The sequence below is a fragment of the Neobacillus fumarioli NBRC 102428 genome (assembly GCF_001591485.1).
GTDB classification, from domain to species: Bacteria; Bacillota; Bacilli; order Bacillales; family Cytobacillaceae; genus Neobacillus; species Neobacillus fumarioli.
In genome coordinates this window covers 1-16,650 of record NZ_BCUZ01000054.1, presented here as the reverse complement: position 1 = coordinate 16,650, position 16,650 = coordinate 1, and the positions used below count along the sequence as shown (strand labels likewise).

Genomic DNA, 16,650 nt, shown 5'->3' with positions numbered 1-16,650 from the left:
GGGTCCATTATAGTCTTTTATATTACGATGTGGATCCTGTTTCTTTTTTTCATCCCTTTAAAGGATGGTAGTTTACTTCATTTACTCCCACTGTTTAAAGTTGGCTGGGAGCAAATTGCTGCTTCTGCACTGCCGACTATTTATTCATTTTTAGGATTTGAACTTGCCTTTATCTTTTATCCTTTTTTACAAAAAAAACAATATGCTGTTCGAGGGATAGTGATTGCGAACACATACGTGATGTTGTTTTATCTTTTTGTCACCCTCTCCTGTTTTGTGTTTTTTAGCCCTGATGATATTTCTAATTTTAATCAGCCTGTACTAAGTTTGGTTAAAGTAATTAATTTTCAGTTTCTTGAGCGGATCGACATGATTGTCTTGAATATTTTACTGCTTATTTTCTCGAGAGCCTGGATTCTGTACATGTATTGTGCCGTCTACTGTTCTAGTCAATTGATGAACAAACAGGATTACAGTTCACATGTACCCGTTTTGTTAGCTTTATTCATCGCGACAATTTTTTTTATTCATCCCACATGGCTACAATTGAAGACCTGGCAAGAATGGATGTCAAATGCCGGAATCGGGTTGGCGTATATCTTTCCAACTTTTTTGTGGGTATACACTTGGGTTTATGAGAAATACAAACGAGGGACAGCCATATGAGCAAAAAAATATTTTTGATTCTTTTAATGATTACGATGCTTACCGGTTGTGCTGATGCAACGCCAATAGAGAATCTTAGCGTTGCTCTTATTTTAGGACTAGATTTGGATGAAAAAAATAATTTGTTAGTGTATATGTCCAGCCCTGTCTTTAGCAAAGAAGCTAAACAAAAAGAAGAAGTATTTAAAGTGAAACCATTTTCCACCCGCAATTCCAGAGAGAAGTTTGATGCCAGGGTAATCGGCTTAACCTCAGGAAGTAAAACGCAAATTTTTTTATTAGGAAAGCGCCTTCTTAAAAGTGAGAATTGGTTCGCTTACCTTGACCCTTTTTATCGAGATCCGAAAAATACGGTAAGCTCTCGAATTGTAGCTGTAGATGGACCTGTTTCGGATATATTTATAGCAAACCTGCAGATAAACCCCGTCTTTCCATCTATTTAACTTCTTTGATTGATACGGCTGCTCAGAGAAATATTATTAAAAAGACTACCCTCCAGGATTTTCGAAGACAATTTCCGTGGATTCCCGAAATAAAAATGGATAAGAAAATCCGGCTATCTGGATCGGCCCTTCTTGATCACTCTGGTCAGTATAAATTATCGATATCAACTAAAGAAAATCAATTGTTAACCATGTTAGAAGGAAAGCAAAAAAAGGACTATTTCATCACAATTCCTGTTTCTTTAGGAAACTCGAAAAATGGCAAACCATATATCACCTTTACTAATGCAGTGCTGAAAGTAAAGAAAAAAGTAAAGGACAATGGGCGGTTTGTATTTGATATAAATGTCAATTCAAAAATCACAATAACTGAGCAACTATTTCCGTATGATTTCGAAAAAAAACAAGCGAAGTTTGAAAAAAGTATTGCGAATGAGCTTGAAGATGAATTCAACCAATTAATTCATAAAATTCAAAAAGCACAAATTGACCCTTTAGGGCTCGGTCTGTATGCTCGAGCCTATACCTATCCGGAATGGAAAAAAGTACAAGACCATTGGGGAAAAACTTTGGCAAAATCAAAAATAAACATTCATGTAAAAACAGAAATTAAGAGCATAGGAACAATGAGTTAAATATGTGATCAATATAAATCACGTCTTCTTTTGAAGCCCCTACAAAATTGACAGGGGCTATTCATGCGTATCCCACAAGGTGTTCAAATTGGTCAAAGTAGCAGGCACAGGCAATAAAATGTCCTTCATTCATTGCCACGATGAGTTGTCATGATCATTTCAATGAAACTGATGTGGGATGAAGATGGTCCTTGCTATGAATGATCTTTTGAATGTGACAATCAAAAAGCTCTAAAGCAAGGATTAGGACGGAGTAAAGTGGTTTCATTAAAGCCCATCAAACCGAAAACAGCTCCCTAAGGATTACCTTTAGGGAGCTGTTTTATACCTATTTTATATTACGCCCTTTTTTGTGGATCGTCCCAAGGAGAAGAGGAATCATCATCTCCTTTATTTTCGATCAATTTCATGAATTGGTCGGCAATTTGCAGTTTATTGTTAAAGGAATATAGTTTCGATGGAATGGTAATGGTTGATCCATTCGTGAAAGCCACTTTTGTCTTCAGATGGACCGCAAGTGTTCTTTTAATATGATTGGGATTAAACCAGATGGTGTCTGGGCGTTTGGGAGATTTGTCTGGAAACACAACGATTCTTTGTGATGGATTAACCATTAATGGACGCATATGTATATTGCCAAGGTGCCATTTAGATGTTTCCATAGCCCCTCGTAAATTAAAACCGATACATCTGATACTGTCATTTAGAATTTGTAATGGAGATCTGTCTACTATAAAAGTCCTATTGAGTTCTTTTACAAGTGTGCAAAGTTTTGCATTTCGGTCATATACGCCTAACATGTACAGAAATTTAGGTTTAATAGAATAGGATTCTTTCAATTCCATCTTTTCACCTCAAATTAAATAAGTTTGATTTCATTAACGAAAATGCTCACCAAGACCACTATGTTTGTTAGGTAAAATCCGGCTGAAATCTCATCACACTCCCCCGATTCATATTGCGATTTATGTAAATAAAACGCTTGCAAGAATAGAGTTCCGTCTTACAGATGGGAAATGAACTTCGTTGACGGAATAGTATGAAAATGACAAAGAGGTCTATACATTTGAAGTTTAACAGGAGGTTCTAGTTATATAGAAATACTTATAGAAATAGAATAGCATAAAATATGACAAAATTGGAAGTAAATTGTGACAATTTTCGTAACTTTTTGTGACGATCTGAACAAACCGTGTCGAAAGATCGATTTTTCGAAGAAAGAGTAGTAAGGAATAAGCACTATAATTGGTTGGTGACAGATTTGCTAAAATATAGTAAAATATAGAATGTTGTCAAAATACATCAGTAGAGTACTAGAAATGTACCGGAGGAATCATGAAGAAAAAAAGTAAATGGAAAGTAGTTGGTTACAGCTTTTTAGTAATCATCGTTATTGTTGTTGCAGCCATTGGTTATGAATATGTTCAACTTCAGCCAAAGAATCACTTCAAGAATATCCCCGTCTTGGCATCGGGGAAAAAGACGGATAAGGCGAATCAGCAAAGCAGCAAGAATGCTCCTGTATTTAACGTGTTAATCATGGGATCGGATGCGAGACCTGGAGAGAAGATTGGACATTCTGATACGATGATGCTGGCTCATGTTGATTTGGAGAAAAATCAAGTGAACGCGGTCAGCATACCTCGCGATACACGTGTCTATCTAGATGGTTATGGCTATACAAAGCTAACCAGTGTCCAGTATATTTTGCAGGCTGATAAAGGCCCTAAGCAGGGGATTGAAGGGGCCGTGAAGGCAATCAGTGAATTAACGGGCGTTCCGATCAACTATTATATTGAGACCGATTTTGAAGGTCTTCAAGCGATGATTGATACGATGGGCGGCATTGATGTCTATATACCGGTTCAAGAAAAAATCAACGGCCAAGTAGTCACTGCCGGAACTCACACCTTCGATGGTAAAATGGTGTTAGCCGTTGCCCGTGAGCGCCATTCCTTGGCAACCGATGACTATGGACGCCAAAGAGTACAATTGGAAGCTTTGAAGGGAATTGCGAAAAAGGCTCTAAATCCTAGCAATATTCCAAAATTGCCTTCGCTTGTGAATTCTATCGATAAATATATTATTGGGACCAACATGTCTACATCTGATATGGTGAGCTTCGGCTTGGCCATGAAAAATATGGACCCAATAAACAATTGCATTACCAGCAAATTAATGGAAAAGACGCCGTTCTGTACGATGACATATTAAAAGCAAATAATGACGAAATCGTCATTGATCCGGAAACAATGAAAAGTGTCATAGCGGAAAACTTCCAATAAAAAAGAACTCTGCAGCCATATTGTTTCAGAGTTTTGTAGTGTGTCTGACTAGTTATTCCAAAACGGCAGGAGTTCAAATCCATGAACTCCTGCCGTTTCATTTTTTTATCTTTGTTTCTTCTTGCTTGCTTTTGATAATCTCCCCAATGCAAAGGCACCAGCTGCTAAGCCGATCATGGTGTTGGTTTTTTTATTAAAGATTTGTTTGGCGACCAGGTTTAGGTTTTGTGGCCTTTCGGCAAGACGCCGCATAAAGTAGCCGTACCAATCGTTGCCAAATGGTACATAGGTGCAGAAGTTATAGCCTTCGCTTGCTAGTTTCAATTGAAGGTCTTTTCGGAAGCCGTACAGCATTTGGAATTCAAATTTATCGTTTGGTATATCATTTCTCCGTACAAAGTCTTTCACATGATGAATGATTTTGTGGTCATGAGTGGCAATGGAAGTGAATTTTCCATTTAACAAGTGCCATTCAATTAGTTTTATAAAGTTTTTGTCAATCTCTTTCTTGTCCTGATAGGCGTATTCCTCAGGCTCTTTATAGGCGCCTTTCACAATGCGCAGGCGAAAATCTTTATACTTTTCAAGGTTTTCCTGTGATTGATAGAAGTAGGCCTGAATTACCGTTCCGACATTATCATATTCCAAAGAAAGTTCATCCAAAAGATCAAAGGAAGGCTTTAAGTGCTTATGATCTTCCATATCAATGTTCACAAAAATGCCATACTGATGGGCGAGATGAACAATTTCCCGCAAGTTACTTAAACAAAAGGCGTACTCAATGTCCAAGCCCAATTGAGTCGGTTTTAAAGAGATGTGGGCATCCACTTTATGCTTATGAATCGCTTCGATAACTTTCAGGATTTGGTCTCTTGCTTCGATGGCCTCTTCCTTTTTAAAGACAAATTCCCCTAAGTTATCGACCGTACATGAAATGCCATGCTTATTCAACTCTTTGATGCTTTCGATTACTTCGTCAATATTGGTACCCGCTACAACACTTTGCGCCCCTAGTTTTAAACCATATTTTTTAGCAGCGCTGTTAAGAAATTGGTTTTGAGATAAGGCCATGAAAAAATCTTTCAACATGCTATTGGCTCCTTACATTCTATTTTTAGAACATTTCTGATGTCGTTTTTGCCTGCATATGAAGGATCAGGTAATCCGGACCGCCGGCTTTCGAATCTGTACCGGACATATTAAATCCGCCAAACGGCTGATAGCCTACAATCGCCCCTGTACATCCTCTATTAAAATACAAGTTTCCTACATGGAATTCTTTTCTGGCTCGCTCAATATGTTCGCGGTTGTTCGAAATCAATGCACCGGTTAAGCCATAGTCCGTATTATTGGCGATTTCCATCATATGATCAAAATCACGAGCTTTGCAAAAAGCGACAACCGGTCCGAAAATTTCCTCCTGCATGATGCGCGCTTTTTCATTCACATCCGCTAGTATGGTAGGCTGAATGAAATAGCCCCGGGAATCATCCCCTTCGCCGCCAGCCATTAGTTTACCTTCGCTTTTTCCAATTTCAATATAGTTCATGATCTTGTCAAAAGCGGCCTGATCAATGACAGGTCCCATATAGGTTCCAGCCTCTTCCGGATTGCCGACCGTAAGGGTTTTGGTTAATTCTACGGCTTTCGCCAATACTTGATCGTATACATCTTGATGAATGACGGCTCTTGACCCGGCAGAGCATTTTTGCCCGGAGAAACCGAAAGCAGAATAGACAATGGAGGCAGCTGCAAGATCTAAATCCGCATCTTGATCGACAACCACCGTATCTTTTCCGCCCATTTCCGCGATCACTCGCTTCAACCAAATTTGCCCTGGATGCACTTTTGCCGCCCGCTCATAAATACGGCAGCCCACTTCCCGTGATCCAGTGAAAGAGATAAAACGCGTTTTTGGATGGTCTACAAGATAATCGCCAATCTCCGCCCCGCTTCCAGGAACGAAATTTAGCACACCTTTTGGCAGCCCGGCTTCTTCCATTACTTCCACAAACTTTGCAGCGACAACCGGTGTGTTATTGGCAGGCTTTAGCAGTACCGTGTTTCCTGCCACAATAGCTGCTACGGTTGTCCCAGCCATAATCGCCAGCGGGAAATTAAATGGAGAAATAATAACGCCAACTCCCAGCGGAATGTAATGGAATTGATTGCGTTCACCTTCCCGGCTCTTAACGGGTACACCCTTCTTTAGCTCGATCATTTGGCGAGCATAATATTCAAGGAAATCGATGGCTTCCGCTGTATCGGCATCCGCTTCTTTCCATGGCTTTCCTGCCTCTTTGACAAGATAAGCAGAAAATTCATGTTTGCGGCGGCGCATGATGGCTGCTGCCCGGAACAGAATATCCGCTCGTCCAGACGGTTCCACATTCTTCCATGATTCAAACGCTTCCAATGCCGATTGCATCGCTTGTTCAGCCAAATCTTGACTGGCTTTTGAAACAACTCCAATCACTTCTTGTTTATTCGCAGGGTTATAGGAAGTGATTTTGTGATCGGTCATGATTTTTTCCCCGCCAATGGTTAGGGGATATTCTTGTCCAAGTTGGGAGTTGACTAGGTCTAATGCTTGACGAAAAGCGTTTCTATTCTCCTCTTTGGAAAAGTCGGTAAAAGGTTCGTGTCGATAGGGTTGCATGTTTTTTCCTCCTTCATCTTTTCTGTTTGGTTAAAATGCAATTTTTGTGCCAACTGAAAAACGAATTACTACGGCGTTTTGGCGAATTGGTTGTATCATCACTGTTTACAAAAGTGTAAAATATGTGTAAACTATTAACACTTTTGTAAAGTAGGTGATCGTTATGTTAAAAGTTCCTCTTTTCTCTCTGTCGCTTCCTTTAGAAGAAGGGGATCCTACAGAAAAAATGAAACCGCTCCCGTTAGACACTTTGCTTTCGGAGGTGGAGGCTCCTGAAGATATCGTTCTTCTGGATGAAACGGGAAGACTCGTACGTAAGGTTCCCTATCCTTCATTGATGAATGCTGTTTTTCACGAATGGCAAAAGCTTTCGGCCGTTTATCAAACCCTCCTGAAGGCCGTTGATGATGCCATTACGATCGTAGACAGTGATGGAAACGTAGTGGCATGGAATCCAAGGGCAGAAGATTTGTACGAAACGTCAGCGGAAGAAATGATCGGTACGCAAATTACGCATCGCTTTAAGGAGGATTCTGTCGTCTTAATGTCGACTATAAAGGAAGGAAAAGGGGTTACCCGGTACTATAACCAGCCGCAGGAGAATGTCCATGTGTTAATTAACACATTGCCGATCGTCCTGAACGATCGAGTAATAGGCGGTATTTCTGTCGAAAGGGATATTACCAACATCGTCAAACTAAATGAAGAACTTACAACGACGACTGCCTATATTCAAGATTTGGAAAGCCAGATTAGCCATAAGGATATCAAGGATCCCTTTTACAAAATTAAAGGGAGAAGCCAGGCGGTCAATGTTTCCATCGCTTTGGCCAAAAAGGTCGCGCCTACAGATGCAACCGTCTTGATTACCGGTGAAAGCGGGGTGGGTAAAGAGCTATTTGCCCAGGCTATTCACAAAGCAAGCCCCCGTTCCAATGGACCGTTTGTTGATTTGAATTGCGGGGCCATTCCTTCATCCCTTTTTGAAAGCGAGTTATTTGGTTATGAAAAAGGAGCATTTACAGGTGCCATAAAAGAAGGCAAGCCTGGGAAAATAGGGATTGCCAAAGGTGGAACGTTATTTCTCGATGAAATCGGGGAAATGCCGTTAGAACTTCAAGTGAAATTGCTGCGAGTGTTGCAGGAAAAACAATACTATCGAGTGGGTGGGACCGAACCGATTCCCATTGACGTACGAATTCTTTCGGCAACCAACCGTGATTTGGAGAAAATGGTGGAAGAAGGATTATTTCGTGAAGATTTGTATTACCGGCTAAATGTGGTGACCATCCCGATTCCGCCTCTTAGAGACAGGAAAGAGGATATCCCTGAACTTGTTCAATTATTTTTGAAAGAGTTCTCGATCAAATACCAAAAGCCGGTTCCCGCCATTGCGCCAGAAGTGATGGTAGCCTTCATGCATTATCCTTGGAACGGCAATATCAGGCAGCTAAGAAATATCATAGAGCGAGCCATGATCTTTACAGATGACAATGAAATCAAATTAGAACAACTGCCTAAAGAGTTGTTTGCCAAGAATCACTCGAATCTTCTCATCGAAACAGAGCTGCCTGAAGAGGATGAAAAGGCTCGAATCATGAATGCTCTCAAACAAACATATGGAAATAAATCAGCTGCTGCCAAAATCCTGAATATTTCACGGGTAACCCTTTATAACAAAATGAGGAAATATGGGCTGTAACATCGTCGGGCATAACTTCTTTTGGAGGCCATTCACGCTCTTACACGATTCGAACTTTGTCGAAGAATTGGTACGTCCTATCGACAAATTTCTTCGGATTTAAATGTTAAAATCTATTATAGTTGAAAATCGATCCATATCAGAAGGGGTGATGTTGAAAAATAGGCGCTTCAAAGGGAATAGAAGATTTTAAGTGAACAAACCTTTCTTCTGTTGTCATTTTACGCAGTGAAAAATTAATCAAATTGTTAAGGTTATTCATTTGTTTGTAATGGGCTTTTAATGTTGTAACAGTATGATAGGAATGTGTTCATTAAACAAAAGGGGTTTTTTGCGCGATGAAATTAAAAGCGATTTTTTGTTTTTTCCGAAGACACCACAAATATAGTTATTATACGGATAAGTGTGTTACTTGCGGAAAAAGAAGGAGAGTGGGATGATCCCTTCCACATCCAAACCATGACCTCACGTGATGGCATTCTGATAATCGACCATTTCACCTTACGCCGATCATTCCGATACTTAATGAAAGAAGGTTCTCGCCATTTAGCGGGAACCTCTTCTTATGTTTTATATAAGAGAAGAAGCCGCCCATTTAGGGCGGCTGGCGAATAGAAATCAGCTGGCTTGACGTTCCTTCATCCGGTCGGGAAGGTTCTGAATCGACTCGACGACTAAATCTAGCTTCGCCTCAATCCGGTAAAGTAAAAATAGCGTCACAGCGATCGGAAAGCCGACCTCGCTGATGATGGGAATGATCTGTTCCACGTTGATTTCCTCCTTTCTAGTGCCAGGTTTGTATATATAATTGAAGAACGAGGCCGGTTTCCTTCAGAATCCGGCCCCTTTTTGACTTTATGTCATATCATAATCGGTAATATTGCGGTCGATAACTTTTGCTCCTTTCACGGAGACATATTTGCCGCTGGATGTTGTGAACACATTTGATGCAATGATTTGCTCCATCGCCTGCTTCACGCCCGTCTCGTCAATCGGCTCTTTCGGGTTATCAAGCGTTAAGCGGGCGACTTTCCCGAACTCCGTCATAAACTGCAGTTCCAATGTCTTTGCCATTTTGCTCACCTCCTATTTTACTAGAATTTCCATTAAGCAAGAACCTCCGAGCTGTCCGAACGCTCTACTTTGTTCAGCGGATCCGTGCATAGAGCGGCAATGGCCGTTGCAGCCTGGAATAACTGGTCGGTAGTGGCTTCCTTCTTCACATTGCTGAACGTCTTCGCCTTCAGAACCGGCTTGCCTTTATCATCCATTCCCGACTCAAACACCAAACGAAGCTTCGAACTTTGCAATAATGACCGTGCCATCTGTTCCTCACCTCCTTTCGCCCTTTATATAGAGTTTAGGAGGGGGAAAGGACAGGGGGAATGTAAAAAAATTTCTTTTGTGGTATAAACGGGGATAAAAGGTGCGATTAGGACAGAAGAGGTCTTCAAAAAGGCTAAAAAGCCTTAAATGGGTACTTTTTGGTTGAATTTAAACTTTGAATAGCAATACAAGGTTATACAGGTTTAAAGACGATGATAAGAGATCCATTAACAAGCCAAACAATAGACTGTATGTTTGGCTTGTTATAAATTTATTCTTCTGCTTAAGTTATAATCAATGTTTTGTTATTCTTGCAGTTTTTGAGGTCGTAACATAAACACTCCTAGTAATAGGGCTATGGCAAAGAAGGTAGCATAAATCCGAAAACCTACATCTGTTACATGCACTAAGGAGGATTTTGTGGTGTTGGTCTGGATGCTCATTCCAAGGAACATTTGTGACGCAATATTAGGAGCAATGTAAAGTTGGAGCAATATAAGAGTAAGAGTTTGACTCACAACCCTGCCAATATTGTAAACGGTATAGAACATTCCGGATGCCGACCCTGCTTGGTTTGGAGAAGTTGCTGACAAGACTGTTTTGGCAAGCGGTGGCCATGCCAATCCGTTTGCGACAGAAATGATGAACAATGGAATGATCACTCCGAAAATGGATAATTGATCTCCAAGATTCCCCAGCATCATCAACGAACATGCAATAAACACTATACCAACTAATAATAACCGCATAGGACCAAGAAGATCCGTTAATTTCCCCCCAAGCGGCCCCATCACCAACTGAGGAAGTGATAATGGTACAAGCAACAGTCCAGATTCTAAAGGGGACAAGCGTTGAGCACCTTGCAGATATAGTGCAAGAAGAATTGTGATAGAAAAATATCCGACGCAATAGCACATTGTAAGTCCCAATCCCGTTGAATAAAGCCTATTTGTAAATAATTTAAGGTTAAAAAGTGGATCTCGGACTTTTAATTCCGTAATGATAAATCCACCCCACAGCAATCCGGTGGCGATGAAAAGCCAAAGAACTCTACTTGAAGCCCAACCCCAGGTTTGTCCCTGAGAAAGAACGATCAACAGGGATGTCAGTCCCAAGCGGAAAGTGAAGATCCCTATCCAATCCGTTTTGAAACGATCTTCGATACTTGATTCTTTTAATAGGACCCAGCCGCCAACTAAGCCTATTAATCCGAATGGGGCAGACACAAAGAAAATGGCTTGCCATCCAAACCCGCTTATTAAAGCTCCTCCTGCGATTGGGCCAATAATAGAACCAATTACCCAAGAGGTGGAGTTGATTCCAATTGCTAGACCTAATTGCTCTGTCGGAAATGTTCGTATAATAATGGGAGTAGCAGTTGCTAGAGCTAATGCAGCACCTAATCCCTGAATAAGCCGAAAGATAATGAGCACTAGTCCAGATTCAGATAAGCCGCACATTACTGTGGCGATCGTGAAAATCGCAAATCCCCAAAGAAATATCCTTTTTGTACCAAGTTTATCTGCCCATCTGCCGGCTGGAAGCAAGAAGATGGTACTGGTAATAAGATATGAGGTAATGATCCACATTCCTGCCACGATGGAACTATTTAAATCCTTCATTAAAGTTGGAAGACCGATGACGACGATTGTTGCATCCACATTGGTAACAAAAGACACAAGGGTAACAACTGCCAAAACTCCCCACTTGTTTGGATATACTCCATTCAATTTTAAAACCTCCTAAAGTTATGGTTTTGTCACTGTAACCAATGTACAAGAGATGCTTCATCATGTAAAATGAATATTAATGATGTTTTGTTTCATTTTTAATGATGTAAGTAAAAGGTGATGAATATGGAGAGCAATGAACTTCGGATTTTTCAGGCTGTTGCAAGTGAAGGGAGTATTACAAAAGCCGCTCAAAAACTTGGATATGTACAGTCAAACGTTACTGCAAGAGTGCAGCAATTGGAAAAAGAGTTGAATACGCAGCTTTTTTATCGCCAACGAGGGATGCTATTAACACCAGCCGGTGAGAAGTTATTGAGTTATGCGGAGCAAATTATTCATTTACTTGACGTAGCACATAAAGCTCTAAATGATTCAACAGAACCAACTGGTCGGCTCATGCTTGGAGCCACTCATACTGCCTCTGCAATGTATCTTCCTTCCATACTAGCTAATTACTTTAAACTTTATCCAAAAGTAGAGCTGTCGTTAATGACCGATTATTCAGCTGAATTGGTGGAAAAGGTTCGTCATTTTCAACTTCACGGTGCATTAGTAAAATCGGAACAGAATGATGATAGCATCGTGCAGGAGCTAGTATTTGAAGAACAACTCGTATTAATCAGTGCTCCAGAAATGAAAGATATTCAAGAGGTTTGTCATCAACCTTTTCTCATGAATACAAAAGGTTGTCCACATCGAGACCAACTTGAAACTTGGTTGAAAACAATAGGGATTGATAACATTCGTTATTTAGAATTCAATCATCCCGATGCTATTATTCAAGGTGTGATCTCCAGACTCGGAGCCTCTTTGGTGCCAAAGTCTGCGGTTCAATCATATGAAATGAAAGGTTTAGTACGTTCTTTTGAAATTCCAGAACAATACAGCACCGTCAAAACTTTTTTCATTCGACACAAGGATAGTCTAATGACAAGTGCTCTTTCAAAATTTATTGAAATGTTAAAAGAAAGTTCCCAACAATTAACGGCTCTTTAAAATAGGAGAATATTTATTGAATGAAAGGAAAGCCGCTAGCATCTCATAAACCGTGATGTAGCTCTACTTGGTCCATAAAACAACATTTCATGACCAGGGATCCTATGTTTCAGACATAGGTGGGAATTCCTTGCACCAAGTTGTCCAAACCAACGGTACATCGTATTGGGCAGTGAACCAGCTTAATAGAATAATTATCATATTGAAATTGCAAAATCTCTTCTGGATATTCTACCTCCCGAGGAAGTTGCACAGAGATGAAAAAACTATTGGATAACTAGAAAGCCCGAAGGACCAAACATGGACGGCGATCCTTCGGGAAGCTTTACTTGTCATAAGCCATAAAGGAAACCAACGAACGGTATATGCTTGAACCAACCGGTTTAACTTGTATTTCTTTCCCCTTACAGCCCAGAGTTGATCTTGCCCCTGTAATTGGGGGATGGATGGTTTAATTAAAAAATTGGGAATTTACTAGGGAATGGATTAATCAATATGCCGGATGCAGGATAATCGGATGGTGTGCGATGCTTGTTGGTCATCTTTTAGGAGAATGTTTTGCTCCTTTAAATTAAGCCGATACACCCGCCCTCTAATCTTTTGGATGGCACCATTGGCCTCATACACAACCGTAATAAGTTTATTTTCCGTTAATTTTTTTAAATACATCGTAATCTCCCTTCCACCAAATGTTTTACACGTTACTCCATATAAATACGCATGTTTAAGACTTGAAATGTTAAAGAAATGAGAAGTTGGAAAAGATGTATGAAAGCCGGGTGTGCACAATTTTGACAAATTTTTTAAAGCTGCATTCGTAAAAGATATGATTGAAACAAGGGAAGAAAGGAATCTAATTAAACGTTTGTGTGAAAAGAATCCCGGCTTGCAAGAGGAGAAACTTGGAGAAATCAGGCAGTTAACAGCAGGAGTTAGGAAACTTGGTATAAAGCAATATATTTATCTAGCTTTTGGCTGATTTCTACCGTATTTTTACTAGTTAATCCCTCTTTGAGTCCCGTCTGGATCATTTCTTGCCTTAGTGAACTGATAATCTTTGTAAGATCACTCTTTTCAACATTATTTGGCATTAATATCATAAAATTTGCTCCTTTTTACAAAATCTTTGAAAATAATAGCAAATAAGGGTGGTCTAGACAAGCCTTTATTCTTAATTGACACAAAATGTTCAAAAAATTGTAGAATAAGTTCAAAATACCTTATTGACAAAAGCAGAATTCCGCCTAACGGTATCATTTTAGTAGAGGCAAGCCATAACTCATTGTTCAGTGAGTAGGTGTCAGGCACCAAAAAAAGCGTAAAGGCTCGGCCCTTACGCTTCACGTATGCTATAGAAGATCCTTACAGAAAGTTCATCATCAATTTCACCCATCCAAAAAAAGCCATCCATAGCGGCACACTTAAAAAGGTACCCCATAATAACCCTGTGAATACGTTCCCCTGGTTCTCCATATTCTTCACTCCTGAATTCAAAGTAGGAATCATTTAGAGTAGAGCTGGGTGTGTGATTACTATAATGGTAAACGCTTACAAAATCAATGGGAGGAAGTAACGGTTTCTTCCTGAGTTGACGGGTATTTAGTATTAGTTTGTGGTCGGTAAAAAAGCAGCTGTGGAACAGGAAAAAAACTGTCCAATTTTGGCAGTTGCCGCTATATAGAAGGTGGAAAGCGAAACGGCAGCTAAGTATAGTTTTTTGCCCAAAGATAAGAAGGGAATTTTTTGATTTCCGAAATTATCCAACCTCACAAGGAAGGCTTCAGCTGCATAAGTATCGGGCTTTTCTTAAGCTGTTTCGCGAAACGAAGGCAGAAGGAAATCAAGAAGTAAAGAAAGAAAAGAAATAAAGAAGGATGATCAGCAAGAAGACTCCTAATGAAAATTTAATAATGCTCATGTAAGCTAAAAAAAGAATTATTTGTTATAATGGGATTTGTGGATTTTTCTTTGTACCCTTAATTTGTTAAAAAATTTTTAACAAAATTGTGTTATAGTAGTTGTGGTTCACTTATCGAAGTTGAATGATAGTGGAAAGGAGAGTTAAGATGGGGAAAGTCGGACTATTCCAGAAAGTGAAAAATAGTCATTTTGCCTTTTATGCCATTGCGGTTGTTTTGTTTTGGATCAAAACATATATAGCATATCGTACGGTTTTTAAATTGGGGATCGATAATAATGTGCAGAAATTTTTATTAGCGATTAACCCAATTAGTTCTGCATTGTTATTCTTGGGCTTAGCTTTGCTTTCGAAAAAGCATACCAAAAAAATCATGATTTTGATTGATTTTATTTTATCGTTTCTTTTATATGCGAATATCGTTTATTATCGATTTTTCAATGACTTCATCACGGTTCCCGTGATTATGCAGGCGAAGTCAAATGCAGGGGAATTAGGAAGCAGTGCCGCGAACTTAATGTCTTATACAGACGTTTTTTATTTTGCAGATACGATCATCTTAATCGTTCTGGCGCTCACTGTATTCAAAAAAGTGGTTTCTCCGAATCGATCAGCTTTTAAGATCATCTTTTTGGCTGCGGTCACGGTGTTTCTTTTCAATCTGGGACTTGCGGAAAAAGATCGCCCGCAATTATTATCACGTTCTTTTGACAGAAACTATTTAGTCAAATATTTAGGAACCTATAACTTTACGATTTTCGATATCATTCAGAATATCGAAGCAACAAGTCAACGGGCGATGGCCAGCACCAGTGACGTGACGACAGTTGAAAACTATCGAAATGCAACGTATACGCCGCCGAACCCGGCTTACTTTGGAAAGGCCAAAGGAATGAACGTCATTTATGTTTCAATGGAGTCTTTTCAAAACTTCATGATTGATTATCGAATGCCAAATGGACAACTTGTGACACCGTTTTTGGATTCATTAGCTCATGATGGAAATACGTTCTACTTTGATAATTTTTATCATCAAACAGGCCAAGGGAAAACATCGGATGCTGAATTCTTAATGGAGAACTCATTATACCCATTATCGTCCGGCGCGGTATTTATTAATAAAGACCAAAATACGTACCAGGCAGCTCCAGCAATTTTGGACCAAAAAGGATATACGACAGCAGTATTCCATGGTAACTACAAAACGTTCTGGAATCGTAACGTCATGTATAAGCAATTGGGGTATGATCAATTCTTTGACGCGTCTTATTTTGATATGACAACCCCAGGAAATGTGAAAAACTATGGAATGAAGGATAAACCTTTCTTCCAAGAAGCAGTGCCGATGCTTGAGAAGATGAAGCAGCCATTCTATACGAAATTCATTACGTTATCGAATCACTTCCCATTTGAAATGGATCCAGGTGATACGAATTTCCCAGCAGGAAATACAGATGACTCGATTGTAAATGATTATTTCCAATCGGCGCATTATATGGATGAAGCATTGAAGCAATTCTTCGATGCATTGAAGAAAGATGGACTTTATGACAAATCGATCATTATTCTTTATGGTGACCATTATGGTATTTCGGAAAACCATAATGAAGCGATGGCAAAAGTGTTGGGAGTGCCGAAAATTACACCAGTTATCAATGCGAAACTGCAACAAGTGCCGTTATTTATTCACGTACCAGGTGTAAAAGGCGGAGTCCAGCATCAAATTGGCGGAGAAGTCGATGTTCGTCCGACACTTCTTCACTTACTGGGAATTGATACGAAGAACTATATTGAATTTGGTTCCGATTTATTGTCACCACAGCACCGTGATTGGGCATTATTTAGAAACGGCGATTTTGTATCCAGCAAAGTCATCCAAGTAAATGGCAAATGCTATGATGCGAATACCGGAAACTTAATGACCGACCAAACTGCATGCAAATCGATCAACAGTCAAGTGGTCAATGAACTAGAAATGTCGGATAAAGTGGTCAATGAAGACTTATTACGCTTCTACACCCCGCCAGGATTTAAACCGATTAATCCAAATGATTATCAATATTTAGGTCCTAAAGGGAAAAAGCAAAAGCAAGTACAGACAACACAAGTACCGCCGACAGGAGAATGAAAAGGGGAGACGTAGGTCTCCCTTTTTTATACCTGCATTTTGTCAAGGATTTGAAGGCATCGTGCGTGAACCAAGCGTCTATTTCTTTTAACAAAGCTCTGTTAAAGGTGGATGTTGGTTTTATTGCATTGAAAAATAGGCGGAAGAATTCCTGCTAAA

14 protein-coding genes and 1 pseudogene are annotated in these 16,650 nt (G+C 39.7%); 6 read left to right on the top strand and 9 right to left on the bottom strand.

Annotated elements, in window-relative coordinates:
- A partial coding sequence (locus tag BFU02S_RS09665; RefSeq protein WP_157075895.1) for a GerAB/ArcD/ProY family transporter occupies positions 1-666 on the top strand: 666 nt, incomplete at its 5' end.
- Positions 663-1,744: pseudogene (locus BFU02S_RS09660) on the top strand (Ger(x)C family spore germination protein). The gene BFU02S_RS09665 and the pseudogene BFU02S_RS09660, both read left to right, overlap by 4 nt.
- Before the next feature lie 338 nt (positions 1,745-2,082).
- Here BFU02S_RS09660 and BFU02S_RS09655 read toward each other — a convergent pair.
- Complete coding sequence (locus BFU02S_RS09655) at positions 2,083-2,589, bottom strand: competence protein ComK (protein WP_066369717.1); 507 nt, start codon at positions 2,587-2,589, stop codon at positions 2,083-2,085.
- 490 nt (positions 2,590-3,079) lie between these two features.
- On the opposite strand from BFU02S_RS09655, the gene BFU02S_RS09650 reads away from it, so the two are divergent.
- Entirely contained in the window at positions 3,080-3,958 is an 879-nt protein-coding gene (locus tag BFU02S_RS09650; protein WP_066369715.1) for an LCP family protein, read from the top strand.
- Between the two features lie 176 nt (positions 3,959-4,134).
- On the opposite strand, the gene BFU02S_RS09645 is transcribed toward BFU02S_RS09650, so the two are convergent.
- Together BFU02S_RS09645 and pruA are read right to left on the bottom strand one after the other, a co-directional pair.
- Positions 4,135-5,118 carry a proline dehydrogenase family protein gene (locus BFU02S_RS09645; RefSeq protein WP_066369712.1) on the bottom strand — a complete coding sequence of 328 codons (984 nt, stop codon included), beginning with the start codon at positions 5,116-5,118 and terminating at the stop codon, positions 4,135-4,137.
- A gap of 25 nt (positions 5,119-5,143) precedes the next feature.
- Positions 5,144-6,688 (bottom strand): L-glutamate gamma-semialdehyde dehydrogenase, encoded by a 1,545-nt coding sequence (gene pruA / locus BFU02S_RS09640; RefSeq protein WP_066369711.1) that lies wholly within the window; start codon positions 6,686-6,688, stop codon positions 5,144-5,146.
- Positions 6,689-6,851: 163 nt separating this feature from the next.
- Between pruA and BFU02S_RS09635 the strand changes: the two genes are divergently transcribed.
- Positions 6,852-8,390 (top strand): sigma-54 interaction domain-containing protein, encoded by a 1,539-nt coding sequence (locus BFU02S_RS09635; protein ID WP_066369710.1) that lies wholly within the window; start codon positions 6,852-6,854, stop codon positions 8,388-8,390.
- 618 nt (positions 8,391-9,008) lie between these two features.
- Here BFU02S_RS09635 and BFU02S_RS09630 read toward each other — a convergent pair.
- The 4 genes from BFU02S_RS09630 to BFU02S_RS09615 form a co-directional block, all read right to left on the bottom strand.
- On the bottom strand, positions 9,009-9,158 hold the full coding sequence (locus tag BFU02S_RS09630; protein WP_066369708.1) for a YvrJ family protein: 150 nt from the start codon (positions 9,156-9,158) through the stop codon (positions 9,009-9,011).
- Positions 9,159-9,245: 87 nt separating this feature from the next.
- Positions 9,246-9,464 (bottom strand): DUF2922 domain-containing protein, encoded by a 219-nt coding sequence (locus BFU02S_RS09625; protein ID WP_066369706.1) that lies wholly within the window; start codon positions 9,462-9,464, stop codon positions 9,246-9,248.
- A 32-nt stretch (positions 9,465-9,496) separates the two neighbouring features.
- A complete protein-coding gene (locus BFU02S_RS09620) occupies positions 9,497-9,715 on the bottom strand; it encodes a DUF1659 domain-containing protein (RefSeq protein ID WP_066369698.1) in 219 nt (72 codons plus the stop codon).
- Between the two features lie 306 nt (positions 9,716-10,021).
- Positions 10,022-11,446, bottom strand: a complete 1,425-nt coding sequence (locus BFU02S_RS09615; protein WP_066369696.1) for a DHA2 family efflux MFS transporter permease subunit — start codon at positions 11,444-11,446, stop codon at positions 10,022-10,024.
- A gap of 126 nt (positions 11,447-11,572) precedes the next feature.
- Here BFU02S_RS09615 and BFU02S_RS09610 point away from each other — a divergent pair, with 126 nt between their 5' ends.
- Entirely contained in the window at positions 11,573-12,445 is an 873-nt protein-coding gene (locus BFU02S_RS09610; protein ID WP_066369694.1) for a LysR family transcriptional regulator, read from the top strand.
- A 486-nt stretch (positions 12,446-12,931) separates the two neighbouring features.
- Here the strand turns inward: BFU02S_RS09610 and BFU02S_RS09605 are convergent, their stop codons facing one another.
- Both BFU02S_RS09605 and BFU02S_RS16370 read right to left on the bottom strand, forming a co-directional pair.
- The gene (locus BFU02S_RS09605) at positions 12,932-13,114 is read right to left on the bottom strand and encodes a hypothetical protein (RefSeq protein WP_066369692.1); all 183 of its coding nucleotides are present in this window, start codon (positions 13,112-13,114) and stop codon (positions 12,932-12,934) included.
- Positions 13,115-13,377: 263 nt separating this feature from the next.
- On the bottom strand, positions 13,378-13,545 hold the full coding sequence (locus BFU02S_RS16370) for an aspartyl-phosphate phosphatase Spo0E family protein (protein WP_084361058.1): 168 nt from the start codon (positions 13,543-13,545) through the stop codon (positions 13,378-13,380).
- Between the two features lie 966 nt (positions 13,546-14,511).
- On the opposite strand from BFU02S_RS16370, the gene ltaS reads away from it, so the two are divergent.
- Positions 14,512-16,491 carry a lipoteichoic acid synthase gene (gene ltaS / locus BFU02S_RS09595; protein ID WP_066369687.1) on the top strand — a complete coding sequence of 660 codons (1,980 nt, stop codon included), beginning with the start codon at positions 14,512-14,514 and terminating at the stop codon, positions 16,489-16,491.
- Positions 16,492-16,650: the final 159 nt, after the last annotated feature.